The following is a 26136-nucleotide window of genomic DNA, read 5'->3' on the forward strand; positions in this document are numbered from 1 at the left end:
AACCTGCCCGTCAACGGGATTTACTCTGTCTTTGGTTGGTCCACGCCATAACGCGTATTGTCTTCGCCCAGAGTGGCTGCAACTCCGACCGAATTTCCCGAAGAACGGAACTCCGGCGCAATTGGCAGCGGCAAAGCAGGCGCGTTCCGGCCGGAGATTTTTACGGCCCGCCCGAACACGTCACGCGCTTTGAAATGCGGGTCATGTGCCGCCTCGGCGGGCGTTTTCACGACCGAACAGCAGCAATCTGCCGCTGCCAGCAAAGCCTCCCAATGGGTCGAGGGATGTTCCCTCAGACGACGTGCAACCTCCGCGGCACAGGCATTTGGATCGGACCAGTCATCGCGAAGCGCCACCGGCAAACCAATGACATCGCAGAACGACTGCCAGAACTTTTCTTCCAACGCGCCGACGGCGATCTGACGCCCGTCCGCGGCCGTATAAAGCCGATACCGGGCCAGGCCACCCGTCAGGCGGCTGCCACCGTTCTTGATGTTCTGCCCGGCAATCACACCTTCGGCATGGGCCCAATAGGCAAAGGCGAACGCTCCCTCGGACATTGCGATATCCAGATGCGTCCCCTGCCCGCTCGCCTGCCGCGCAATCAGGGCCAGCAGGATATTCATCACCGCAGGATAGGTTCCGCCTCCGATATCGGCGACCAGCCCGAACGGTGCCGTTGGCTGGTCATCGGGTCCGCGACTGAGCGACAGGATACCCGCATCACCAACATAGTTGAGGTCGTGGCCGGCGGCGCTGGCCTTTGGTCCGGTCTGGCCATAGCCGGTGATCGAACAATAGATGAGACCGGGATTGATCTCGCGCAGAGCATCATAACCAAGCCCGAGCCGGTCCATCACGCCGGGACGGAACTGCTCTACCAGAACATCGGCCTTCTCGATTAAGGGGCGCAGACGTTCCACTGCGCCCCTTGACTTGAGGTCGATGGCCACCGATCGCTTGCCGTGGTTCAACACAGCAAATCCGATGCTCTCTCCGTCGATCTTTGGCTCCGTGTGGCGCGCGTCCTCGCCGACTCCGGGACGCTCGAACTTGATCACTTCGGCGCCGGCCTCAGACAGCATGAGCGTCGCCATCGGACCGGGAAGAAGGGTGCTGAAATCCAGCACCAGGATATCCTTGAGCGGTTGAGCCATCTTCACTGCCTCAGGCGAAGCGCGCCGCGCCGTTGTTCAGAACAACCACGTCGCGTGCCGGAATAGATGCTCGAAACCGGGCCTCGCCGTCCTCTTCCCAGATTTCGAACCGCACGGTTTCGCCGGGATAGACCGGCGCCGAGAACCGAACATCCAGACCGACAAGCCGGGCAGAATCATAGTCAAGCAACGTCTTTAGAATCGCCCGGGCCGCCAGCCCATAGGTCGCCAGACCATGCAGGATCGGGCGGTCGAACCCGACAGAACGGGCAACATCCGGGTCAGCATGAAGCGGATTGAAATCACCGCTGAGACGATAAATAAGGGCTTGGCGCGGCAGGGTATCGATATCACATACATGATCAGGCGCCCGATCAGGCAGCACTGCGGGTGCCGGACCCGCTTGGTTTTCACCGCCGAACCCCCCATCACCGCGACAGAAAGCCGACATCGCCACGCGCGCCAGTTTTTCACCGCTGTCCGCGTCGATAATATCACGGCTTTGGTAAATGACGGCTCCCTTGCCCTCGCCCTTGTCGGCGATGAAGTCGATCTTGCTGCGGCCGACAATCCGGCCAGTTGTCGGCAGCGGCTTGTAGATGTCGAGCCACTGTTCGCCGTGCAGCACTTTCTGCCAGTTTACGCCGGTCTTGGGATCGCGCAGCCAGAAGCCGGGATACCCCAAAATGACCGCCATCGAGGGAACTGCCTTGAGCCCGTCCTCATAGACATAGGCCAGCTCCTTTTTGTCGGTCGGATCCTCGCCGAACCCAAGGCCGAGTGCATACAGGATGGTATCCCGTTCGGTCAGCGTCTGTTCGATTTCCTCAAAGTCCCAGTTCGACAATGCCTCGAAATCCAATGGCATTTACTTTCCTCCCTTAGTTGCCGTCAGAGCGTGTTTTGCGATCCAAGTATCGCCGTGACCTGGCTGGACAGCACACCGCCGTTGCCATGCGCCAGCGCCAGGTCGATATCCTTCAACTGAATGCCCGGCGCGTCGCCACGGATCTGACGAGCAGCCTCGATCACTGTGAAGATGCCGTACATCCCGGGGTGCACGCAGGACAGGCCGCCGCCATTCGTGTTCACCGGCAACACGCCGCCAGGCGCGATGCGTCCGCCCTCGACAAAGGCCCCTCCCTCGCCCTTCGCGCAGAACCCAAGATCTTCGAGAAACAAAATCGTGTTGATGGTGAAGGCATCATAGAGCTCGACCGCCTGGATATCCGCAGGGGTCACTCCGGCCGCCGCAAAGGCGCGCGCGCCCGAGTCGCGGGCCGCGGTCACGGTGAAATCCTTCATCTGGGAAATCTGCCGGTGCGAGCTTGCCGCAGCACTGCCCAGCACATAGACAGGTGCCTTCGGGAAATCCCGGGCGCGGTCCGCGCGGACCATTACGATCGCGCCGCCACCGTCGGTGACAAGACAACAGTCGCGCACGGTCAATGGATCGCCCACCATGCGCGCACCCAACACGTCCTCGCGGGTCAGCGGGCCGCGCTCGAACGCTTCGGGGTTGCGCTGCGCCCAGGCCCGCGCGGCAACGGCCACGTCGGCCAGCTGTTCGCGGGTGGTACCATATTCATGCATGTGCCGCGCCGCCGCCATCGCATAGGCCGAGATCGGATAGCGCGGATTATACGGCGCCTCGTAGGCCGGCGGACGTGAAGCGGTCACCAGTCTGCCCGACGCGGTGCGCTGGTTGGAGCCATAAACAATCAGCGCGACATCACACAGACCGGCGTCCAGCGCCATGGTCGCGGACGTCAGGTAGTTTACGAAGGACGAACCGCCCGACATCGTGCCATCAATGAACCGGGGCTGGATGCCCAGATACTCCGCCGCCATAAGCGCCGGCATGCTGTCTTCCATCATGGTGCAGAACAGCCCGTCGACGTCGGACAGTTTCAGCCCGGCATCGCCAAGCGCCGCAAGCGCGGATTGCGCCATGACATCATAGGCCGTCAGGCCATGGGCCTCTCCGAAACCGGCATGACCGGTTCCCACGATGGCGGATTTTCCCCGAAGTTCAGTGGTCATGGCCTATCCCTCCGACGGTTTGAAAAGCACGGCCGGAACACCCTCGGCCTCGCCCACGAATGCGGTTACAGGCATGTCGATGACGACCTCACCCGGGGCAATGCCCTCGACCCGGCTCATCATCCGGACACCCTCGTCCAGCTCGACGACGCATACGTTGTAGTCGCCGCCCCGTTCGGGCTTTCGGCGCACGACTGTTGTGGTGTGGACCCGTCCCTTGCCGCCAGCCTGCTTCCACGAAATCGCGGTGCCATGACAATGTGGACACAAGACTCGCGGGAAAAAGTGATAGGCCCTGCAGTCGTCGCACTTGGGCAGCAGAATCTCGCCCTCTGCCAGCGCGCGTTGGAAAAGCTGGTCTGGTCCTTTGGCATCCTGCATAGGTGTTCTCCTTCAAGCGACCCAGTCATTGTTTAAGCGTATTGATAATCTTTCTAACAATTGTTAGATTTAGTCAACCTTTCAGGATCAATTGAGAGAAACTCATGCCAGGTTCAGACTTAGCCCCCCTTTCCGGCAAACTCGTCGTTGCGCTGGAACAGGCAGTCGCCGCGCCTTTTTGCTCCTCGCGGCTGGCCGACGCCGGCGCGCGCGTGATCAAGATCGAACGCAAGGGCGCAGGCGATTTCGCCCGCGCCTACGATACCGCCGCCAACGGTGAAAGCGCCTATTTCACATGGCTGAACCGAGGCAAAGAATCGGTCGCCTTGGACATTAAAGCCGACGAAGACCGTGAAATCCTGCTCAGGATGCTGGAAAACGCAGATGTGTTTATTCAGAACCTGCTGCCTGGCGCGCTGGCCAAGCTCGGGCTCGATTCCGCGACTCTGCGAGAGAGCTTCCCGCGTCTCGTGACCTGCGACATCACCGGATATGGCGAAGACGGCCCGATGCGCGACGCCAAGGCCTATGACCTTCTGGTGCAATGCGAGAGCGGTCTGGCATCAGTGACCGGTACACCCGACGGACCAGGACGGGTGGGCGTGTCGGTCTGCGATATCGCCACCGGTATGACAGCCCATGCTGGAATCTGCGAAGCACTTGTCGGGCGTGATCGCACCGGCAAGGGCAGCGGCGTTTCCGTGGCAATGTTTGATGTGATGGCCGACTGGATGTCGGTTCCGCTGCTGTATCACGATCACCTTGGCAAGCCGACACCTCGTGTCGGACTGAACCACACGGTCATCTGCCCGTACGGGGCCTATGAATGCAAGGACGGTCAGCTTGTCGTCATTACCGTTCAGCACAGCGGCGAATGGCAACGGTTCTGTGAACACATACTGGGCGATGCGGCTTTGGCAACCGACCCCCGGTTCCATGACAACACGTCGCGAATTGAAAACAAACCCGCGCTCGAAGTTCTCATCAAGGCCGTGTTCGCCTCGCATGACCGCGCCGAGATGCTGAAGCGGCTTGACGCTGCGGGCATTGCCTCGGGCGCGGTGAACGACGTGGCGACCCTGTCCGGTCACCCCCAGCTTGACCGGTCCGTAATTCGCACGCCTTCCGGTGAAATCAACGTCCCGACCCCCCCGATCCGGCGCAGCCTCGGCGAAACGGCACTGGGCCCCTGCCCGGCCTTCGATGCGCAAGGCAAAGCCCTTCGCGCCGAGTTCGGCCGTCGTTCATAAAAACGGTGGGCAACTAAAAGGGTGGACAACCAAATGACCGCTGAGAACAAACCGGGGCTTCTTCAAGGCGTGAAGATCGTCGATCTGACTTCTGTGGTTTTCGGACCTTTGGCGACGCAGATGCTGGGCGATCTGGGGGCCGATGTGATCAAGGTGGAAGGCCCCGAGGGCGATCTTCTTCGCCAGGTCCAGCCATCGCGCAACAAGCTGATGGGTGCCGCTTTTCTGGGGGCCAACCGTAACAAGCGCAGTGTCGTACTGGACCTAAAAACGCAAACCGGTCGCGATCAGTTGCGCAAACTGCTCATCGATGCCGATGTGATGATTTCGAGCATTCGGCCTGCGGCGCTGGCCAGATTGTCTTTGGATCCCGAAACTCTACGCCAGGAAAACCCGAACCTGATCATGGTATCCGCCACCGGTTTCGGGCAGGACGGGCCCTATGCCGCCAAGCCTGCATTCGACGATTCCGTCCAGTCGGTGTCGGGATTGGCCAGCTTGGCAACCTTGCGCGACCCTGGGGTACCGCCCGCTTATGCCCCGACAATTCTCGCCGACAAGCTTGGCGGGGTCACCGCCGCCTATGCCGTGATGGGTGCCCTGTTCCACCGCGAACGTACTGGAGAGGCCCAGCATGTCGAGGTTCCGATGTTTGAAACGCTGGCCGCCTTCCTGTTGGCCGAACATATGGATGGGGCCACCTTTGAAGAGACTCCGCAGGATTTCGGCTATGCCCGCATGCTGGTTCCGCACCGGCGTCCAGTTCAGACCGCTGATGGCTACATCACCATTCTGCCCTACACCAACGTACAATGGGCACGGTTTTTCAAGGCGGTTGGGCGCAATGACATGATCGACCATGTCTGGGTCACGGACATGGACACCCGTAGCCGCAACATCGGCGCGGTATACGATATGGTGGCGCAGATTGCGCTGACCCGGACCACGAATGACTGGCTTGCCCTGATGGAGCAGGCAGACATACCAGCCATGCCGGTGCGCAACCTGTCAGATTTGCCGAACGATCCCCATCTTGCCGCGACCGGGTTCTTTCAACGGATTGATCACCCGACCGAAGGTGCGATCTGGACGACACGCCCGCCGATACGCTTCTCAGCGACCCCGGCGCGACATGATCATCGCCCGGCCCCGCGACTTGGGGAACACAGCGACGAAATTCTGGGGCCGGGTAGGGAATAGCCCCACCCGGCACCGGACGGATCAAACGTCCATCGAACGTGCGATCAATTCCTTCATGATCTCGTTGGTGCCGCCATAGATCATCTGGACCCGGCTGTCGGCATAAAGACGCGCGATGGGGTATTCCATCATGAAACCGTAACCACCGTGCAGTTGCAGGCATTCATGCATGACCTCGTTCTGCGTCTGGCTGCCCCACCATTTCGCCATCGAAGCCGTGGCCGTATCAAGTTCGCCCGCTTCAAGACGCGCGAGCCCATCATTGACGAAGGAACGTAGCAATTCGGCCTTGGTTTTGCATTCCGCCAGTTTGAAGCGCGTATTCTGGAAGTCCATGATCCGGCTTCCAAATGCCTTGCGGTCCTGAACATATTTGACCGTTTCATCGATCGCAAAATCAATAAAACCGAGCGCGGTAATGCCGATCATCAGCCGCTCCCAAGGCAGCTGCTTCATCAGCTGGTAGAACCCCTGCCCCTCTTCCGGACCAAGCAGGTTCGCCGTAGGCACGCGTACATCTTCGAAGAACAGCTCAGCCGTATCCGAACCTTTCATACCCAGTTTCTTCAGGTTCCGTCCCCGGCGAAAGCCCTCGGCACCCTCGGTTTCCAGAACGATCAACGAAAGGCCCTTGGCGCCGGCGTTGCGGTCGGTCTTTGCCACGATCACAACCAGATCCGCCGCGTGCCCGTTGGTGATGAAGATCTTCGATCCGTTGATCTTGTAGTGGTTGCCATCCTTTTCCGCATAGGTTTGTACGTTCTGGAGGTCAGAGCCCGTTCCAGGCTCGGTCATGGCAATCGCCGCAACGCTGTCGCCGCTGACCAGTTTCGGCAACCACTTTTTCTTCTGTTCCTCACTGCCATATGCGTTGAGATAATGGATTACGATGGACTGGATCCCATAGCCCCAACCCGTATCACCGGTGCGCCCCTGCTCGTAGACGGTAATCGCGTCGAACCCGATGCCGCCACCGAACCCACCATATTCTTCGGCAATCGAGCCACCCATGACACCCTGCTGACCGACTGTTTTCCAGAAGTCGCGGTCAACAATTCCCTGTTCCGTCCATTTTTCAATCTTCGGAGCCATCTCTGCATCGAAAAGCCTGCGTGTACTATCGGCGAACATCTTGTGTTCATCCACTGCCCAGCTAGGGGAGTTCTTAATCAGAGACATGAATTTTTCCTATCGATTCAAGCTTGTGTTGAGCCAAAATCTAACAAGTGTTTTGCTTCTTGACAATGAACCGGAGCCGTTCTGACGAGGCGTCACAAGGCTTAGGACCGCGCGCATCCTGGTCCGTCCGATCCGCTCGCCGCCCATTCGGCTCGTACCAAAAAAGGCCCGCCGGGGGTTCGGCGGGCCTTTGATGCGTTTTGGCGGGTTGGGCCGTGGCCCTTACAGCTTCTCGGTCAGTTCGGGGACGGCCTGGAACAGGTCGGCGACCAGTCCGAAGTCGGCGACCTGGAAGATCGGGGCTTCTTCGTCCTTGTTGATCGCGACGATGATCTTGCTGTCCTTCATCCCGGCCAAGTGCTGGATCGCGCCCGATATGCCGGCGGCGATGTACAGATCCGGTGCCACGACCTTGCCGGTCTGACCCACCTGCCAGTCGTTCGGTGCAAAGCCCGAGTCGACGGCGGCGCGGGATGCGCCAACGGCGGCGCCCAGCTTGTCGGCCAGTTTCTCGATCAGGGCAAAGTTCTCTTCGGAGCCAACGCCGCGCCCGCCGGACACGACCACACCGGCCGAGGTCAGTTCGGGACGATCCGATGCGGCGACCTTGTCTTCGACCCATTCCGACAAGCCGGGGTCGTCCCCGGCGCCGATGCTTTCGACCGAGGCAGACCCGCCTTCGCCAGCGGCATCAAAGGTCGAGGTGCGGAAGGTGATGACCTTTTTCACATCCGACGATTTGACGGTCTGAATCGCGTTCCCGGCATAGATCGGGCGCTCGAACGTGTTGCCATCGACAACGCCGGACACGTCCGACAGGACCATCACGTCCAGCAGCGCGGCAACGCGCGGCATGACGTTCTTGGCGTCCGTGGTGGCCGGGGCGACGATATGTTCATAGTCACCGGCCAGCGATGCGATCAGCGCGGCGGTCGGTTCGGCCAGGCGGTGACCCAGCGATGCGTCTTCGGCGACCAGAACCTTAGCCACACCGTCGATCATGGCGGCGGCGTCGCCTGCGGCAGCAGCAGAGGCGCCCGCGCACAGAACGGTCACATCGCCCAGGGCCTTGGCCGCGGTCACGGCCTTGGCGGTTGCGTCGATTGCCAGTTCACCATTGGTGACTTCTGCGAGAAGAAGAACAGCCATTACACAGCCCCCGCTTCTTTGAGTTTTGCGACCAGCTCGTCCACCGAGCCGACCATGATACCGGCCGCGCGTGCCGCGGGCTCGGAGGTTTTGACGATTTCCAGACGCGGCGTGACATCAACGCCGTAATCATCGGCGGTTTTCTCATCCAGCGGCTTTTTCTTGGCCTTCATGATGTTGGGCAGCGACGCATAGCGCGGCTCGTTCAGGCGCAGGTCCACAGTGACGATCGCGGGCATCTTGACCTTGATGGTCTGCAGGCCGCCGTCAACTTCGCGGGTCACGACGGCACTGTCGCCATCGATGCCCATTTCCGAGGCAAAGGTCGCCTGGCTCCAACCGAGGATCGCCGACAGCATCTGGCCGGTGGCGTTCATGTCGTTGTCAATGGCCTGTTTGCCCGCCAGAACCAGACCGGGCTGCTCTTCCTCGACCACCTTGGCCAGGATTTTCGCGACGGCCAGCGGCTCGATGTCGGTGTGCACATCATCGGCGGCAACCACCAGAATGGCACGATCCGCACCCATGGCCAGCGCAGTGCGCAGGGTTTCCTGCGCCTGTTTGACGCCAATGGAAACCACGACGATTTCTTCGGCCTTGCCGGCCTCTTTCAGGCGAATCGCCTCTTCGACGGCGATTTCGTCGAAAGGGTTCATCGACATCTTAACGTTGGCCAGATCGACACCGCTTCCGTCCGCTTTGACACGAACCTTCACGTTGTAGTCGATCACGCGCTTCACAGGCACGAGTACCTTCATTGGCGTGGTCTCCTTGAGTTTTGCGATAAGGTTTCAACCGAGCTAACGGTCTTTGAATTCTGGAGTTCTTTTTTCCGAAAACGCTTTCATGGCCTCGGGAAAGTCATGCGCGCACAGCAAAACGCTTTGGGCATCGCGCTCGATATCCAGCGCCTCGAGATAGCTGCACTCGGCTGCGGCGCGCATCACACGCTTGGCGGTCTGAACGCCAAACATCGGGTGCGTTGCAATCTCGCGGGCAATTTCCAGCGCCCGTACCTCGACCTGGTTGGCCGGCACGCATTCTTCGACAACGCGCAGGTCCCTGGCGGTGCGCCCGTCGATTTCACGGCCCGTGAGCACAAGCATCCGGGCAACGCCCGCACCGGCGCGCTGCTGAAGCAGCCAGCTTGATCCCGTGTCGGGACAACCGCCGACGCGTGCAAATACTTCGCACAGCCGGGCATCTTCGGCGGCAACGACAATATCCGCCGACAAGGCCAGGCTGAGGCCCGCGCCAAAAGCCACGCCGCATACCGCGGAAATCAGAGGTTTGCGAAACAGATAGGCCGCGCGTCCGCCATCGTGAACCAGGTCCACCATTTCCGACGTCGCCCGCGCGCCTTTGGCGATCTCGGACTGAAACCCGACAAGATCGCCGCCGCTGCTGAAATGATCGCCGCCGGTCATGACAACGACACGGATCGTAGCGTCCCGTTCGGCTTCGCGCAGAAGCGCCACCAGTTCTTCGACGAACCCGATGCTGTAAGGGTTGCGTTTTGTCGGCTGAAGAAACCGCAGGATTCCGACAGGGCCATCCCTGTCCAGGCGAATAAGCTCAGTCATTCAAGTCTCCATCAGGTCCCGGTCCAGACGGGTGCTCGCTTTTCAGCAAAGGCCTTTGGGCCTTCAATCGCGTCGTTGCTGGCGTAAACCACCTCGTGCAGGCGCTTGCCCTCTTTCAGGCCACCGGCACAGCCCAGATCCATGGTTGCGCGAACACTGCCTTTCGCGGCAACAACCGACAGCGGGGCCGCGCTGGCAATGCGTTTGGCAAGGTCGAAGGCCCGTGCGCGGACAGCATCGGGAGTGTCTTCGATATAGTTGGTGAACCCGTATTCGTGCAGGCGCTCGATCGGCATCAAGTCGCCGGTCAGAACTATTTCCATAAGGATGGGCTGCGGCAGCATGGACAATGCTGGCGATGCCCAAGGCGATCCACGACCGATCTTTACTTCGGTGATACCGACCTTGGTCCCCTTGAGACCGACCCGCAGATCGCAATTCAAGGTCAGCATCATGCCGCCCGCCATCAGCGACCCTGTCATCGCCGCGATGATCGGTTTCTTGCAGGCGCGCATGGTCTCGTGAAACGGGTCGCGCATCTTGGTCAGAATATCGACACCCTCGTCGCGTGCGATTTGTGTGGCTTCCTTCAGATCCAGTCCGGCGCTGAAAACGCCGCAATCGGCAGAAGTCAGAATGGCCACACGAACGCTGTCATCCGCCTCGATCTTTTCCCAAGCATCGGTCAGCCCGTTCGTCGCCGCCACGGAAAGCGCGTTTTTACGTTCGGGCCGGTTGATACAGACGGTCGCAATTCCGTCTTCGATCTTCACGTCAATGGGGCTCATGATACCTGCTTCGCTTTCTCGGGACAATCTAACTGCGGAAAGCTTCCCCGCGACATGTCTGCCGCGGGGAAGCTCTGTCTTATTCGACGGTGAACGTCGCGGAGCTGTGCTTGATGACATCCCAAACAACGTCGAGATAGTCGGCGCTCCAGTCGGTCAGCGGAACCCAGGTTTCGCCATTCCACTGTTCGACCCGAGTCTTGCCGCCACCACCGTGGTCTTTGTCGGTCACTGTAACCGGGGCCATGATGCCGTTTCCATCGAAGTCCTCGATCGATTCATAGGCATTCTTCATGCTTTCCGGTGTGATCGGCCAACCGTTTTCAGTAATTGCGATCCGCGCGGCTTCGAAACCGGCCGAGTAGATCGCCATGCCCGTGTTGTAGTACACGTCGCGCACCAGGCTCTCGGGACCGCTGCCCTTGCCATTGGCATAGTAGGTGTCCAGCATCGTCTTGACGATCGGAACTTCCTGGCCACCGGCCACGTTGGTCCCGCGCAGGATGCCTTTCGCCTCTTGTGCGCCAATATTGGCGATATCAACTTCGTTCAGCCAGTTCACCGACAGATAGCGGTCGATCGGGAAACGGTTGCGGCGCATTTCCTTCGAGGCGACCACATGCCCGCCCGCCAGCAGCCAGCTGATCACGTAGTCAGGCTTGTCGCGGCGGATTTTGCTCCATGCGCCGGCCTGATCCGACCCGGGAAGCGGCACGGGATACAGCTCCAGTTCGAACCCTTCCTTTTCGGAAAGCGTTTTCAGGATCTCGATCGGTTCCTGGCCAAAGGGATAATCCAGATAGATGAACCCGATCTTCGCCTTGCTCAAGTCACCGCCCATCTGACCCTTGATGAAGGCAACGTCATTTGCCGCCTGCTGCCAGTACGTCGGACCGACCGGGAAAACCCATTCGAACACTTCGCCGTCCACCGCGTCACCGCGGCCAACAAAGGACTGCATCAACACGTTGCCGTCCTTCATCGCACGCGGCAGAACCGCGTTCGTGACCGGCGTGGACAGAAAATTGAAAAGGAAAACGCCTTCGCGCTTGAGCTGCTCGTAGCATTCCACACCGCGCTGCGGTTCGTTGCCGTGATCGCGAATGATGACTTCAACCGGATGCCCTTCGATACCGCCATTTTCGTTGGTGTACATCGCCAGGTCCTGCGCGGCCTGGGCCACCTGCGGCGAAATGAACGTGTAGGATTTACTGAGGTCGAAGCAGAGTCCGAAGCGGATCGGCTCCTTGTCCTGCGCTGAGGCAACAGTCGCGCTTGCTGCCAGCGCAGTAGCAAGTACCACTGCCTTAATGTGCTGTTTGACTTTCATGTTTTCTCTCTCCCGTTGGTTTGGTTTGGGGCGGTGATACCGCTTTGTAAACGCCGCTGCCGCCCCGCGTAGCGTCGCCCTTCCTGCTACCAGTCTTTCACTGCTCGTATTTCGCGGAACTCTCTTTAACCACACCCCACACAACGTCCGTGTACGCAGAGATCCAGTCGGTTTGCGGCACCCAAGTCTCTCCGTCCCACATTTCGATACGGGTCTTGCCCCCGCCGCCATGATCTTCGGCCGTCACCGTAACGGGGGCCATCAGCCCGTTCGCGTCATAGCCCTCAAGCGACTCCAGTCCGGCCTTGTAGGATGTCGGAGTGATCGGCAGCCCCTCGGCTTCCGCCGCCTTGCGCGCGGCTTCGAACATGATCGAATACATGGCCAGCCCGGTGTTGTAGAAAACGTCCTGCGTCTTCTCGATCGGGCCGGATCCCTCGCCCTTGTCATAAAGCTCGGCCATGATTTCCTGATACAGGGCAATATCCTGACCGCCCACGACATTGGTCCCGCGCTTGATACCTTTGGCGGCCTCTTTACCGATGTTGGCGATATCGACTTCGTTCAGCCAGTTGACCGAGATGTATTTGTCCATCGGAATGCGATTGCGCTTCATCTCTTTCGAGGCAACCACATGGGCACCGCCCAGCATCCAGACGATCACATGATCGGGCTTGTCGCGGCGCACCTTCGACCACACGCCGGCCTGGTCGCTGCCAGGCAGTGGCACGGGGTACAGTTCAAGCTCGAAACCCTCTTTCTCGGACAGGGTTTCCAGGATCTCGATCGGCTCCTGCCCGAAGGGATAATCGAAGTAAACAAACCCGACCTTCACATCTGACAGATCGCCGTCATGCAATTGCTTGATGTAGGCGACATCGTTGGCGGCCTGTCCCCAATAGGTCGGCCCGATCGGATAGACCCAATCGAAGACGGTGCCATCAACGGCATCGCCGCGCCCGACAAGAGACTGCATCAGGATACGCCCGTCTTCCATGGCCCGCGGCAGGATAGCCAGAGACACCGGAGTGGACAGGGTATCGAAAACAAAGACGCCCTCGCGGCTGAGTTTCGAGTAGCACTCGATTCCGCGCTGCGGTTCGTTCCCGTGGTCACGCACGATGACTTCGACCGGTTCGCCACCGATGCCGCCCTTCATGTTGATGAGCTTGGCAAGGTCCATCGCGGCCTGCGAAACCTGCGGCGTGGCAAAGGTATAGGCTTTGCTGAGGTCGTAGCAGATGCCGATCTTGAATGGCTCGGCCAGCGCCTGGGTGCTGAACACTGCTCCTCCGAACATGGATAGTACAGCCAACGCTTTGGTAAATTTCTTCATTTGTTCCTCCCTGAACAACTTCTGATTAGTACCTCAACTCAACCAACGTTTGCGTCGGCTGTAGTGCTTGACGTTGTGAAAGTCGGTCTCTCCGCCGCCTAGATAGAACTCCTGAATGTCGGAGTTAGATTTGAGCGCCTCGGCGGTGCCGTGCATAACAACGCGGCCGTTCTCGATAAGGTACCCTTGCGAAACGATTTCCAGAGCCGCCAGGGCGTTCTGTTCCACCAGCAGGACGGACAGGCCCTCATCCTTATTGATCTTTTGCAAGATGCCGAAGATCTCCTCGACCAGGAACGGAGCAAGCCCGAGACTTGGTTCATCAAGCATCAACAGCTTCGGCTGGGTCACGAGGGCCCGCCCAATGGCAAGCATCTGTTGCTCACCACCCGACAAATAGCCTGCTTGCGAACTTTTGCGTTCGGCAAGCCGCGGAAAATATCCGTAGATCTTGTCCTTTTCCGCATTCAGCGTTGATCGGGACATTCCGCGCGGCGCGGCGGCGGTCAGGTTCTCGTCGGGGGTCAGATGTTCGAAGACCCGCCGCCCTTCGATGACATGACAGATGCCCATCTCGACGCGTTCTTGCGCGAGCGCTTCGGTAATGTCCACTCCCTGGAACGTTATCTCACCTCGGCTGATGCGTCCGCGCTCAGCCTTCAAAAGACCGCTGATCGCTTTCAACGTGGTGCTTTTTCCCGCTCCGTTCGATCCCAAGAGTGCGATCATCTCGCCCTTTGGGACTTGGACCGAAACACCTTTGATCGCCAGTATTACATTGTCGTACAGTACTTCGACGCTGTTCATGGATAGAATGTTCTGGGCTTCAACTTTTTCTTGCATCGGCATTCCCCTATTTCTTGAACTGATCGAAGGGCCAGACCATCAGATAGTCTCTGATGTTGCCGTAGAGTTTTCCCAAACCGAGTGGTTCGATCAGAAGGATAATGACGATCAGTGCGCCATAGACTGCGTTCGGGATGTGAGCGAGTGTTTCAACATCGATCTGCATGCCAAGCCCGTCACTCAGCGTGACGACGAGACCGTTCACGATACCCGGAACAAGAAGGATCAGGGCAACACCGAAATAGGAACCGATAATGCTGCCAAGGCCGCCAACAATCACCATCGCAAGAACCTGGATCGAAACGGCAACCGAAAATTGCTCGGGTGCGGCGAGAAAGAAAAAGGTGGCAACAAGCAACGCACCGCTGACGCCTGCGATGAACGACGAAGTCGCGAACGCGAGGATTTTGTAGTAGAAACTGTTCACACCCAGGATCGCGGCCGCAAAGTCTTTTTCCCGGACAGCGACCAAGGCGCGACCGAGTCCAGTACGCTTGAGATTAAGCATGAAGATCGTCACCAACACACACCAGCCGAAGGCGACATAGTAGAAGCCAGTATCAGTGGTAATCTCTTGCCCGAGCAGAGCCAATGTCGGTGACTGGAGCGACGCGTGTGAACCCCCCGAGATCGCCGGAGAGTGGGTCAGAACCCAGTCCATCACGAATTGCATCGCAAGAGTGGTAAGGGCGAGATACAGTCCCTTGACCCGCAAAGCGGCAAAAGCAAACAGGCTGCCGATCACGGATGACGTCAATCCGCCGATGATCAGGGCGAATTCCCACGGCACCCCGAAACGCGCGGCATGGATCGACGAATACGCTCCGACGGCCATGACCGCAGCATAACCCAAGTGAAGTTGGCCTGCCCAACCTGTCACCAGATTCAATCCAAGCGCGGCGGCCGTCCAGATCAGCCAGGGAAGCATGTAGCTGTTCAGATAAAGCGACGGGATGATGAATGGCGCGGCAAGACCGATCAGAAAGATGAATGCTGTCAGATTTCTGTCGGCAGGCACCTTGAAGATACGGCTGTCCGAAACGTAGTTGGCGTGATGGACGCCGGAAAGTCTGTAAAACATCCCTTACACCCTTTCGATGTCGTGACGACCGAACAGCCCGTGCGGACGGATCATGACGGTAAGAATGAGCACGGCGGCGACGATAAGCTCACGGCTTCCGCCTCCGACAAGCGGATCGAGGAAATCAGAAACAACGTTTTCGACGACGCCCAGGATGATGCCTGCGATCACGGCGCCAAGGATACTGTCGAGACCACCGAGAACGGCAACTGTCAGACCTTTGAGAAGCAACAGCGACAGCGCCTGATCGACACCCTGAATCTCGCCCCAGATAACGCCCGCAGCGACGGCAACAACGGATGCCAGCGCCCAGGACAGGCCAACTCCGCGTTCAACCGAGATACCTACCGACCACGAAGCCATGTAATCATCCGCGATCGCCCGCAACTTGATCCCGGTCCGGGTTCGGAAAAACAGCATGAATGCGACAAACAAGGCGAGCGCAACACCGGCACCAACCAGATGGATGCGGCTGATGAAGATGTCGTCAAAAAACAGTGGATCATAGCTGACGCCCAATTCCATCGAACGTGACGTCCCGCCCCAAATCGCAAGCGTTGTACCCCGCAGGAAAATGTCGAGGCCGAGTGTCAGCATCAAGATCATGACAACCGGCCGACCTGCGAGACGGCGCAGAGCAACACGCTCAATGCCGAACCCAAGGCCGAACATGACAACCGCAGCCAGAGGGATGGCCAGCCACAAGGGTAAACCCACGTCGCGTGCCAGCGCCAAGACCACATAGGCCCCGACCATGGTCAACCCGCCCTGAGCCAGATTGGGCACCGAAGATGCCTTGTAAATCAGCACAAGGCCGATGGCGAATAGCGAGTACAGCAGACCCGTCAAGGCTCCGTTGATCGCAAGCTCTGATAGAAAGACCCAGTCCATTTATACCTCCCTGATGGGAAGGCTTCTTTCGACCTTCCCTACTTCCCCGGTCTCGTAAGTCACCTGCGCGCTTACATGGACCTCTTTTGAACCGTCGTAGAGCGCCGCGATCACGTCGGCATAGCGTTCCTGAACGACCTTCCTCCGCAGTTTTCGGGTTCGCGTGATTTCACCATCGTCCGGGTCGAATTCTTTCGGCAGACTTACAAAGCGTTGCAGGCGCAATGGTTCGGTGACGGCCTTGTTGACCCGTTGGAAGGCCTCGCGAAGCAACGTCGCGACCTCTTCACGCTGAGAAAGATCGGCATAAGACACATAGGGCACGCCGTTCACCTCTGCCCAGTGGCCAACGGCTTCGAAATCCACGCAGACCATAGCCGTCAATTCGTCAAGCCCGGCGCCGATTACGGCAGCATCCTTAATATAAGGGCTGAATTTCAACCGGTTCTCGATGTAGTTTGGCACAAACCGCTCGCCTCCGGCCGTATGCATGACCTCGGAGACGCGCCCCAGAACAACCAGGTGTCCATCTTCCTCCAAATACCCGGCATCACCTGTATGCAGCCACCCGCCCTCAAGGGCTTCGGCGGTCGCTTCGGGTTTGTTGAAGTACCCTTCGAATACGCTGTCCGAGCGTACCAAGATCTCCCCGTCCTCGGCGATGGTCACCTCGACGCCGGGCGCGGGTTTGCCAACCGTATGAAGGCGCACTTCACCCGGAGACTGAATTGCATTGATCGCGCTGTTTTCGGTTTGGCCGTAGAGTTGGCGCAATTTGATTCCCAAGGCTCGGTAGAAAACAAAGGTGTCTTCGCCGATTGCTTCACCGCCGGTGAACGCGTTCTTGAGTCGGCTCATTCCGAACTGGTCCTTGACCGGACCGAAAATGATTGCCTCGCCCAAAAGTCGGCCCAAAGGCTCAAGAACACCGCCGCTTTTGCCATTCAGCTTGCGCGTTTCCGCCGCGATGGCCCGATCCATGAAAAAATGGTACAGCCGTTTCTTTAAAGGGGTCGAATTTTCGATACCCACCTGGATTGTCGTCAGCATCTGGTCCCAGCTTCTCGGAGCCGCCAGATAGAAGGTCGGAGCGATCTCGCGCATGTCGCGCACGACCGTTTCCTGGCGCTCAGGCACATTCACGGTGAAACGCCAAAGGAGTGCCGCGGCAACGGTTATGGCGTAGTCTCCCACCCAGGCCATCGGCAAGTACGCGAGGATCTCCTCATTTTCGTCGAAGGCACCCGCCGCATGTCCATTCCGAGCAGCAGCAAGAACGTTCTTCTGACTCAGTACGATGCCCTTCGGCGCGCCCGTCGTTCCGGAGGAGTGCAGAAAAATGGCCGGATCTTCCGGCTTCGCACGACTAAGCAGTTCCTCACGCAGGCCCGGGGTTTCGTTCAGATCGTGCTGACCAACTTCGATCAGGTGATCCCAGGACAACAACCCTTCAACCTCGTAGAAGCCAAGACCGCGCGCTTCATCATAAATGATGTGGTCGATGCCCTCGGCGCCCGCGTCCTTCAGTTCCAGGATCTTGTCAACCTGTTCCTGATCTTCCGCAATGGCCGCGACGATCTCGACTTCGCCAAGAAAGTGCTTTAGTTCCTCAAGAGTTGCGCCCGGATAAGCGGGCATGGCGTAGGCACCAAGCAACGAAACAGCCAGCATGCCGCCATAGAGCCGCGCACGGTTATCGCCCAGAACAAGCACTGCTTTGCCAGGCTTCACGCCGATTTTTTCAAGCCCAGCCGCACAGGCCACCACCTCTTGGGCGTATTCCGCCCAGGTGGTTTCTTTCCATATCCCACGCTCTTTTTCGCGACGGGCGATATCCTTTCCGTGGAGCGACGCGTTCTTCGCCAGAAGTGCACCAATCGTTTCGCCGCCTGAAGACCGGTTCTTCGTCAAATCAGTCATGCGACCCTCCGATATATGCCTCGATGACCCGCGGGTCCTTCACAACCTCCTTGGGGATGCCACTGGCGATCATTTCACCGTAATTCAGTGCCAGCATCCGATCACAAATGCCGGTGATGACATCCATATGGTGTTCGATCAGCAGAACGCTGACGCCGCGTTCGGCACGGGCATCCAGAATGAAACGGGACATATACCCTTTCTCTTCCTGGTTCATGCCGGCCATCGGTTCATCGAGAATCAGCATCTGTGGCTCGGCCACCAATGCCCGCGCCAGCTCGACCCGCTTTTTCAACCCGATCGGAAGACCATCGACCAACTCATGCCGAATGCTCTCGAGCTGTAGAAACTCGATCACCTCCTCGACGATTTTACGGTTCTCGATTTCTTCACGCTGTGCTGCCCACCAATATAGCGCCGTACGCAAAACGCCTGGGCTCATGTGGATGTGCCGCCCGAGCAGGATGTTGTCCAGAACGCTCATCCCGTTGAACAGGGCAAGATTTTGGAACGTTCTGGCAACGCCGAGCTTGGCAACCTTGTGAGGCGCCGTACCCGTAATGTCGTTTCCTGCCAGCCGGACCCTGCCCTCGTTTGGCGGGTAAAATCCGGTAATTGCGTTTGTTAGCGTTGTCTTGCCGCTGCCATTCGGACCGACAAGTCCAAAGATTTCCCCTTGTCGAATAACGAGGTCAACACCGGTGACAGCGACGATGCCGCCGAACCGTCGTTCGACCCCGCTGCACTCCAGTATCGCCCCATCATCGGCTCCGATTGCTGTTTTAATCCTTGTCGTCATCTAGATATCATTGTCCCCCTAAGGTTCACGGCCAACATCAGGTAATCCGGAAGTAGTCCGGCCGCCCCGTTGGCCATGGATCCCCCCACAATTGCTGCCCACCGTCGATGTTCAGAACTTCTCCGGTTACGAATTTCCCTGAATTCGCCGCCATATAGACAACCCCTTCAGCGACATCCCATTCGTCCCCGGCGTGCCGCATCGGGTTGGAGTCCTGAAAGGTCGCAGAACCCTCCGGAGGGTAGTTCCCGAAACCGTTGCTTTCGCAGCAACCCGGCGCCACGCAGTTCACTCGGATACCGTGCGGGGCCCACTCCACCGCAACCGACTTGGACAGGTAAACTACCCCTGCCCGGGCCGCACAGGTATGCGCGATGCCGGGCATGCCGCGCCAGATATCGGCCACGATGTTGACGATGGAGCCCGATTGCTTGTTGGCAACCCAGTGGCGCGCCGTGGATTGCATCATCCACCACGTGCCGTTCAGGTTGGTGTCTATGACCGCATTCCAGCCCTTTGGACTAAACTCCAACGCTGCTTGCGGAAACTGACCCCCAGCATTGTTCACCAATACGTCAATCGCCCCGAACTCCTGGTTCGTCTTGGCGACAAAATCCTCGACCTGCTCAGGCTCCCGGATGGTCATAGGCACAGCGAAAACTTCGCCCCCGAAACTTTCAAGGAACTCCTTGGCCAAAGCCAGTTTCTCTTCGTTGCGTCCATTGATCGCCAGATTGGCCCCGAGCCTTGCGAACAGAGTCGCAATTGCCAGCCCCAATCCGCCTCCGGCCCCGGTCACCACAACGACTTTGCCGGTGAATAAACCGCTTGCGTAAACGGTTGCACGTTTTAATAGGTCCTCCCTCGAAGACCCAAACTGCGTCTTATTCATGACGCCTCCTCCCATTCCCCATTAGGGGCAGCTGCCAGTAATCTAACGGGTGTTAGAAAATTGGTCAAGACAACTTTTCGCACCAGCCCCGCCCGTCATCTCCGATCAGTAAGACTTTGGAAGCCCAAGGGCTTTTTCTGCTATGAACGACAAAAGCATCTGCGGTGTCACCGGTACGATGCGGAACAGCAGAGCCTCCCGTACCAGTCGCTCCACGTGATATTCCTTGGCGTATCCGAATCCGCCAAATGTAATTTGCGCGGCTTCGGTCGCCTCGACCGCGGCGTCGGCGGCCAAAAGCTTGGCAGCGTTCGCCTCGACGCCGCAGGGTTCTCCCGCATCGTAGAGGGCTGCAGCGTGCATCACCATGAGATTGGCAGATTCCACTCGCGCCCAGGCTTTGGCGAGTGGATGCTGAACACCCTGATTTTGGCCGATCGGGCGGTCAAAAATCACACGTTCGTTTGCATAATGCGCCGCTCGCGCCAGTGCGTTGCGCGCAATACCGATGCATTCACCGGCCACCAGGATGCGTTCGGGATTCAACCCGTGCAAAATTTGCCTAAAGCCTTTGCCCTCCTCCCCGATCAGGTCCTCAGCCGGAATCGGCAATCCATCGATGAAGACTTCGTTCGAATCGACAGCCTTTCGACCCATCTTTTCGATCTCTCGCACGTCAACGAAATTTCGGTCGAGATCTGTATAGAATAGGCTCAGCCCTTCGGTCGGGCTGCTCACATCCTCTAGCCGCGTTGTTCTGGCCAGAAGCAACATCTTGTCCGCCACCTGCGCGGTAGAAATCCAGACTTTTTGTCCGTGCACGACATATCTGTCCCCCTGCCGCACCGCCATGGTCTTCAGCTTTGTGGTATCCAACCCGGTCGTCGGTTCGGTTACGGCGAAACAGGCCTTTTCATCGCCTGCTATTAGAGGGCCAAGCATACGCGCGCGCTGCTCATCGGTCCCAAACTTCACCACCGGGTTGAGCCCGAAAATGTTCATGTGGATGGCCGAGGCTCCGCTTGCGCCGGCCCCCGACTCGGCAATTGCCTGCATCATGATGGTCGCTTCGGTGATCCCCAGACCCGCGCCGCCGACAGCTTCTGGCATGGCGATACCCAGCCAGCCGCCATCGGCCATTGCCCTGTGCAGATCATGGGGAAAACCACCGTTACGATCCCGGTCCAGCCAGTAGTCGCCGTCGAACCTTGCACAAATCCGCAGAATCTGGTCGCGAATTTCCTTCTGATCGTCCGTCATTCGAAATGTCACGGTGTCCCCTTCTCTTCCAGACTAACGAGCCCTGCCTCACAAAGGGCAATGATCCGATCATCGTCAAAGCCAAGATCACGCAGAATACTTCGGCTGTCCGCGCCAAGCGGTCGTCCCAGCCAGCGAACTTCGCCAGGTGTGGCGCTTAGATGCGGGATCGGGCCGATGACCTTGGTCTGTTTGCCGTCGACCGACACGATGTCCCCACGATGGCGTATCTGCTCGTTCGTCATGATCTCTTCGACGCTCAACACACGCGAGGCAACCGCATCATGGCGGGCGAATACCGCTTCCACTTCCTTAGCCGTGTGCTGCGTGACGAAATCATTGATCGCGTCAAAGACCACCGTCATGTGCCGCGACATCTCGCCCAATGTCGCGAACCGCGGGTCATCGGCGAGGGCATCGCCTCCGACCGCCCGCAACAGGCGCTGCGCGGTTTCCGCGCTCCCTGCCGAAACGGTCAGCCACACCCCATCGGACGTTCGGAACATCCCCCCCGGAGCAAAGTCCATCGGCTGGCGCAGCCCATTGCGTCGCGGCGAGAGGTTAGCGCCAGTCAATGCGGGAACAGGATAGTCCATCAACCGAAGCAACGCCTCGAACACCGCAAGATCGACGACCTGACCGCGTGCAATGCCCTTTTCGCGAGCAAATAGCGCGATCATGATTCCCAAAGCGCCCATCAGCCCTGTCGTGCTGTCGGCCGCCGGAAAGCCGGGGTGCATCGGCGGCCCGTCGGGAAAACCGGTCAGATGCGCTAATCCACTCATGGCCTCTGCAGCACGCCCAAACGCTGGCACGTCGCGCATCGGACCGTCCTGTCCGTAACCTGAAACCCGCAAGACAACCAAGTCCGGGTTCCAATCGTGCAGCACGTCTGGCCCAACACCAGCACGTTCTAGCACACCCGGACGGAAATTTTCGATCAGCACGTCGGCATCTTCAACCAACCTGCGCAGGATGTCCCGGCCCTCGTCGGACTTCCAGTCCAGGCCTAGTGTTTTCTTGTTGCGGCCCAAAGTCTTCCACCAGACGCCCACCCCATCCTCTGCCTTGGGTCCAAGGTCGCGCATCATATCCGTCCGGTTGGGGGCTTCGATCTTGATGACATCTGCACCAAAATCCGAGAGTAAAGCTGCCGCAAGTGGTCCGGCAATTACGTGACCAAGTTCTACAATCCTCAGTTGCTCAAGGGGTCCAGACATCTGCACTTTCGACTTTGCTGTTTTTCTAATTGTTGTTCGATTCCTAGCAAAGGCGAAGTCGGACCTCAAGATTCAAAGGTAATCACCTTCCCGAAAACGTAACCGCCCGGTTGTTACCGCGGATCAGTTCATCGGCGTCCAGTTCCATGGAAGCAGTTCGTTGAGCGGGTTGGTCATGTGATTGTGGATGCGGTCGAGGATTTCGGCCAGCCAGGCTTGCGGATCGTGGCCGTTCATCTTGGCTGTCTCGACAAGGGACATCGCCCGGGACAGCGTTTCGCCACCGCTGTCGGAGCCTGCAAAAAGTCAGTTTTTTCGCCCGATGCTGATCGGGCGCATGACGCGCTCGGCGGTGGTGTCGTCGATGCCGACGCGGCCATCTCCAAGGAAGAGCTCGAATGACGGCCAGCAGCTGAGACCATAGCGGAAGGCCTTCGCGAGACCGTCCTTGCCGGGAATGCGTAGCAGTTGGGCCTCGGTCCATGCCTTGAAGGCCTAGACCATGGAGCGGGAGTGCGCCTGGCGTGCTGCCAGCCGCAGTTTCGCTGTCTTTTTTGCCCACCCGAACTATGGCCTGCCGTGCGTTCTTTCAGGCCTGTGGGACGAAGCGCTCGTCTTTGGCGGCACCGAAGTGGCTCCGACATTCGGCGGTTTTCTCGAAGGCGCGCTTGAGGCGACGGAACATGCCTACACCGTCCTTAAGACGGGTCGAGGGCGCTCAGAGAAACGCTTATAACTGCATCTGCGTTCAGGCTGTCGCTGGGGAACCTGAAGGAGCGTTTTCTTGTTTAGGCGGCTTGATCAAGAAGAACAGCGCATACAATACCGGCACCGCGACCAGTGTCAGGATCGAGGCGAACGCGAGGCCACCCATGATTGTGACAGCCATCGATGCGAAGAAGGCGTCTGATATGAGCGGAGTCATACCGAAAATCGTTGTGCCCGCAGCCAGCACGACGGGCCTCAAACGGCTGACCGAGCCATCGATTACCGCCTGATAGTCCTCGACACCTTCGGCGCGTTGCTGATCGATTTCTTCCACCAGCACAATGGCATTCTTCATCAGCATCCCGGAAAGGGACAAGAAGCCGAGAAGCGCCGTGAACGTGAACGGTAGCCCAGTGAACAGCAGACCAAGAACCATCCCCGTGACCGACATCGGAACCACGAGCCACAGGATCAGTGGCTGGCGCACTTTGTTGAACATCAGGATCGAAATTGTCAGCATTACCAGAAAGCCCAAGGGAAGCTGTTTGCCGAGACTTGCCTGCGCTTCTCCCGCGCTTTCGAACTCGCCACCCCATTCCATCGTGTAGCCTTCGGGAAGCCGAATGGCTTCGATATCAGAGCGGACACTGCGAAAGGCCTCATCTGCTGTCAGGTCGCCGCCTGCACCGCCGAGGACCGTTATCGTACGCTCACGGTCGCGGCGGTGGATAAGGGCCTCGACGAGGCGGGGCTCAAAGCCGGAGACGAGGTTGGCCATCGGCACATAGCCATTTGCACCCGGCGACCAGACGGAGAGATCGCGCAAACGATCCAGCCCGTCGCGCTCGACCTCGGGAAGCCGCAGATACATAGGGATTTCGGCATCGCCTTCGCGCAGGGTGCCGACCCGCAGGCCCGAGGTCCCGTATTGCACGGTGTCGGAAATCGATCCGCGAGTCGCACCGGCCAACCGCATGCGAGCCTCGTCGACGATGGGTTCGACGAGAATTTCGCGCTGTCGCCAGTCTGTGCGCGGGTTTGTGATCGTGCCGGCCTCGTCGAAGATCGCAAGCGCGTTATCCGATAGCTGCCGGAGGACTACCGGATCGGGTCCCGAAAAGCGAACGGCGACATCGGCCCCGGCAGGCGGACCGAAGACGATCTCCTCGACGCGGATAAGAGCATTGGGGAATTGCGCCGGCAGTTCGCGATTGAGACGCGCCGCAACATCGGGGATGAGTGTGGCATCGGTCGCACGCACGATCAGCTGACCGTAGCTCGCATCGGCCTGCTCAGGGTTGTAGGTCAGCATGAAGCGGCTGGCCCCTCGCCCGACAAGCGTTGTAACGTCCGTCACTATCTCCTCGCCTAAGATGATCGCCTCGAGCCGGGCCATTTCTTCATTCGTGGCTCGAATGTCCGTGCCCTGTGGCATCTGGAATTCGACGTAGAATATCGGGGTGTTCGACGCCGGAAAGAAAGCCTGCTTGACTTGGCCGAAGGCCATGACCGACCAGACCGTGATTCCGACGACCGTCAGGACTACGAGCACGCGGGCGCGCAGCGCCATCCAGAGGAAACCGCGATAAGCCGAATAGACTAAGCCGCGATAGGGGTCCTTGGAGGTGTCTCTTGGCGCCTTCAGAAGGAGCTTCCCAAGATAGGGTGTAACGGTTACGGCGAGGATCCAGCTCATCAGCAACGAAATCGCGATAACCGCGAAAAGCGAGAACAGGAATTCTCCGGTGGCGTCTGGCGATAGCCCAATGCCCGAAAACGCCATGATCCCGATCACGGTGGCCCCAAGCAGGGGAAACCCTGTCGCGGTCTCTGTATCGGCGGCGGCGTCTTCGGCGGACTTGCCCCGCGCCATGCCAATCAGCATGCCTTCGGCGATCACGATGGCATTGTCGACCAGCATGCCCATGGCGATGATCAAAGCCCCGAGACTGATCCGTTCCATCTCGATGCCGAAGACAGACATGAAAAACAGTGTGGAAAAAACCGTGAGGCCCAGCGTGGCACCCACGACCAAACCCGCGCGCCAACCCATGGTCAGCATCAGCGCCCCGATGACGATGGCCACGGATTGACCGAGGCCGACGAGGAAGCTCGAGACCGCTTCGTCGACGACCTTATGCTGTTCATAGATCGGTACGATCTCGACGCCGTCCGGCAATTCGGTCTTCAGCTGGTCCAGCCGTGCCTCGACCGATCTGCCGACCTCGACAACGTTGCGGTCCACGAGCGCCGAGACCCCGAGGGTGAAGGCCCGCGTGCCATTGTGACGCACGATCTGGCTCGGCCGCTCTGTCTCCTCTCGGACCACGCGAGCGATGTCGTAGAGCGCAATCTGCCCGACCTCTCCGGGGGCGCCGAGCCGCAGCGCCTCTATGCCCTCGACGCTGACATAACCCGGCGGAACGGACACGCCCAGCCGAGACAGCCCTTCGCTGATCTCGCCGTTGGAGAAAACCTGGTTTTCGTCGGCGATGATACCGAGGATCTGGTCCGGTGGCAGGCCCAGTTCGGTCAGGCGCGCCGAAGGGATCGAAATGATGATCTCCTCTTCAGCCAGCCCCTGAACCTCGATCTTGGCCACCCCGTCGACGGTGACAAGGTCGCGCCGCAGTTTAGTCGCGAGGTCTCGCTGTTCCGAGGCGCTCAACCCATCGGCCGTCACAGCGTAGAACATGCCGTAGACGTCGCCGAAATCGTCATTGATGATCGGAGACTGCGCACCGGAGGGAAGCTCTCCTTCGATGTCGCGGATACGGCGGCGCATCTCGTCCCAGACCTGCGGAATCTCGTCGGGCCCATAGGTCATCTCGATCTCGACCGTGATCTGGGCCATGCCCGGCATGGATTTCGATTCCACCCGGTCGAGCTGCTTCATCTGTTGGAGTGCGCTTTCCACGACATCGGTGACTTCCTCTTCCACCTCCATCGCCGTCGCGCCCGGATAGGGCACGAAAACGAGCGCCGTCTTGAGCGTGAAACTCGGGTCTTCGAGGCGTCCGACCGTGTTCAGCCCCCACAAACCGCCGAGAAGGCAAAAGATAATTGCCAGCCAAACGGCGACCGGACGTCGGATGCTTGCGCGGGAAATACTCATTGTCATGG

Annotated in this window: 23 protein-coding genes and 1 pseudogene; 3 read left to right on the forward strand and 21 right to left on the reverse strand. The window is 59.0% G+C overall.

Features of this window, described 5'->3' with window-relative positions:
• Positions 1 to 20 precede the first annotated feature (20 nt).
• From MF270_RS17670 to MF270_RS17685, 4 genes are read right to left on the reverse strand one after another with little or no spacing between them, the layout of a single operon-like run.
• Entirely contained in the window at positions 21 to 1157 is a 1137-nt protein-coding gene (locus MF270_RS17670) for a CaiB/BaiF CoA transferase family protein (protein WP_050685940.1), read from the reverse strand.
• Positions 1158 to 1167: 10 nt separating this feature from the next.
• Complete coding sequence (locus tag MF270_RS17675; RefSeq protein ID WP_173644469.1) at positions 1168 to 2025, reverse strand: MaoC/PaaZ C-terminal domain-containing protein; 858 nt, start codon at positions 2023 to 2025, stop codon at positions 1168 to 1170.
• 23 nt (positions 2026 to 2048) lie between these two features.
• On the reverse strand, positions 2049 to 3200 hold the full coding sequence (locus MF270_RS17680) for a thiolase (protein ID WP_057817220.1): 1152 nt from the start codon (positions 3198 to 3200) through the stop codon (positions 2049 to 2051).
• A gap of 3 nt (positions 3201 to 3203) precedes the next feature.
• Positions 3204 to 3581 carry a Zn-ribbon domain-containing OB-fold protein gene (locus MF270_RS17685; protein ID WP_050685841.1) on the reverse strand — a complete coding sequence of 126 codons (378 nt, stop codon included), beginning with the start codon at positions 3579 to 3581 and terminating at the stop codon, positions 3204 to 3206.
• 104 nt (positions 3582 to 3685) lie between these two features.
• On the opposite strand from MF270_RS17685, the gene MF270_RS17690 reads away from it, so the two are divergent.
• On the forward strand, positions 3686 to 4831 hold the full coding sequence (locus MF270_RS17690) for a CaiB/BaiF CoA transferase family protein (RefSeq protein WP_050685839.1): 1146 nt from the start codon (positions 3686 to 3688) through the stop codon (positions 4829 to 4831).
• A 33-nt stretch (positions 4832 to 4864) separates the two neighbouring features.
• On the forward strand, positions 4865 to 6031 hold the full coding sequence (locus tag MF270_RS17695) for a CaiB/BaiF CoA transferase family protein (RefSeq protein ID WP_050685936.1): 1167 nt from the start codon (positions 4865 to 4867) through the stop codon (positions 6029 to 6031).
• A gap of 21 nt (positions 6032 to 6052) precedes the next feature.
• On the opposite strand, the gene MF270_RS17700 is transcribed toward MF270_RS17695, so the two are convergent.
• The 16 genes and pseudogenes from MF270_RS17700 to MF270_RS17775 all read right to left on the reverse strand — a co-directional run.
• Positions 6053 to 7210, reverse strand: a complete 1158-nt coding sequence (locus MF270_RS17700; protein ID WP_103911560.1) for an acyl-CoA dehydrogenase family protein — start codon at positions 7208 to 7210, stop codon at positions 6053 to 6055.
• Positions 7211 to 7432: 222 nt separating this feature from the next.
• Positions 7433 to 8359, reverse strand: a complete 927-nt coding sequence (locus tag MF270_RS17705) for an electron transfer flavoprotein subunit alpha/FixB family protein (RefSeq protein WP_050685836.1) — start codon at positions 8357 to 8359, stop codon at positions 7433 to 7435.
• Complete coding sequence (locus MF270_RS17710; protein WP_027238724.1) at positions 8359 to 9117, reverse strand: electron transfer flavoprotein subunit beta/FixA family protein; 759 nt, start codon at positions 9115 to 9117, stop codon at positions 8359 to 8361. The genes MF270_RS17705 and MF270_RS17710 overlap by 1 nt, the downstream gene beginning before the upstream one ends.
• Before the next feature lie 42 nt (positions 9118 to 9159).
• On the reverse strand, positions 9160 to 9942 hold the full coding sequence (locus tag MF270_RS17715) for an enoyl-CoA hydratase/isomerase family protein (RefSeq protein WP_050685834.1): 783 nt from the start codon (positions 9940 to 9942) through the stop codon (positions 9160 to 9162).
• A gap of 11 nt (positions 9943 to 9953) precedes the next feature.
• Entirely contained in the window at positions 9954 to 10730 is a 777-nt protein-coding gene (locus MF270_RS17720; RefSeq protein WP_027238722.1) for an enoyl-CoA hydratase/isomerase family protein, read from the reverse strand.
• Positions 10731 to 10809: 79 nt separating this feature from the next.
• Positions 10810 to 12060, reverse strand: coding sequence for an ABC transporter substrate-binding protein (locus MF270_RS17725; protein ID WP_027238721.1), 1251 nt, complete (start codon positions 12058 to 12060; stop codon positions 10810 to 10812).
• Positions 12061 to 12157: 97 nt separating this feature from the next.
• Positions 12158 to 13396 carry an ABC transporter substrate-binding protein gene (locus tag MF270_RS17730; protein ID WP_027238720.1) on the reverse strand — a complete coding sequence of 413 codons (1239 nt, stop codon included), beginning with the start codon at positions 13394 to 13396 and terminating at the stop codon, positions 12158 to 12160.
• Between the two features lie 33 nt (positions 13397 to 13429).
• Positions 13430 to 14239, reverse strand: a complete 810-nt coding sequence (locus tag MF270_RS17735; RefSeq protein ID WP_050685932.1) for an ABC transporter ATP-binding protein — start codon at positions 14237 to 14239, stop codon at positions 13430 to 13432.
• A 10-nt stretch (positions 14240 to 14249) separates the two neighbouring features.
• Positions 14250 to 15323: a branched-chain amino acid ABC transporter permease gene (locus tag MF270_RS17740; RefSeq protein WP_028095207.1), complete on the reverse strand. Its 1074-nt coding sequence runs from the start codon at positions 15321 to 15323 to the stop codon at positions 14250 to 14252.
• 3 nt (positions 15324 to 15326) lie between these two features.
• Positions 15327 to 16214, reverse strand: a complete 888-nt coding sequence (locus tag MF270_RS17745; RefSeq protein WP_050685832.1) for a branched-chain amino acid ABC transporter permease — start codon at positions 16212 to 16214, stop codon at positions 15327 to 15329.
• On the reverse strand, positions 16215 to 18134 hold the full coding sequence (locus MF270_RS17750) for an AMP-dependent synthetase/ligase (RefSeq protein WP_238367128.1): 1920 nt from the start codon (positions 18132 to 18134) through the stop codon (positions 16215 to 16217).
• Positions 18127 to 18933, reverse strand: coding sequence for an ABC transporter ATP-binding protein (locus MF270_RS17755; protein WP_050685828.1), 807 nt, complete (start codon positions 18931 to 18933; stop codon positions 18127 to 18129). The genes MF270_RS17750 and MF270_RS17755 overlap by 8 nt, the downstream gene beginning before the upstream one ends.
• A 37-nt stretch (positions 18934 to 18970) precedes the next feature.
• Positions 18971 to 19825: an SDR family oxidoreductase gene (locus MF270_RS17760; RefSeq protein ID WP_050685930.1), complete on the reverse strand. Its 855-nt coding sequence runs from the start codon at positions 19823 to 19825 to the stop codon at positions 18971 to 18973.
• A gap of 105 nt (positions 19826 to 19930) precedes the next feature.
• Complete coding sequence (locus MF270_RS17765) at positions 19931 to 21085, reverse strand: acyl-CoA dehydrogenase family protein (protein ID WP_082204796.1); 1155 nt, start codon at positions 21083 to 21085, stop codon at positions 19931 to 19933.
• A gap of 8 nt (positions 21086 to 21093) precedes the next feature.
• Positions 21094 to 22305, reverse strand: coding sequence for a CaiB/BaiF CoA transferase family protein (locus tag MF270_RS17770; protein ID WP_050685825.1), 1212 nt, complete (start codon positions 22303 to 22305; stop codon positions 21094 to 21096).
• Between the two features lie 123 nt (positions 22306 to 22428).
• Positions 22429 to 22851, reverse strand: a pseudogene (locus tag MF270_RS17775) (IS66 family transposase); the annotation flags it as partial.
• Between MF270_RS17775 and MF270_RS17780 the strand changes: the two are divergent.
• Positions 22808 to 23041 (forward strand): hypothetical protein, encoded by a 234-nt coding sequence (locus MF270_RS17780; RefSeq protein WP_336246031.1) that lies wholly within the window; start codon positions 22808 to 22810, stop codon positions 23039 to 23041. The pseudogene MF270_RS17775 and the gene MF270_RS17780 overlap by 44 nt on opposite strands.
• A gap of 12 nt (positions 23042 to 23053) precedes the next feature.
• Here the strand turns inward: MF270_RS17780 and MF270_RS17785 are convergent, their stop codons facing one another.
• A complete protein-coding gene (locus MF270_RS17785; protein ID WP_152467182.1) occupies positions 23054 to 26134 on the reverse strand; it encodes an efflux RND transporter permease subunit in 3081 nt (1026 codons plus the stop codon).
• Positions 26135 to 26136: the final 2 nt, after the last annotated feature.

This window comes from Mesobacterium pallidum (assembly GCF_019966535.1).
In the GTDB taxonomy this organism is placed as follows: Bacteria; Pseudomonadota; Alphaproteobacteria; order Rhodobacterales; family Rhodobacteraceae; genus Mesobacterium; species Mesobacterium pallidum.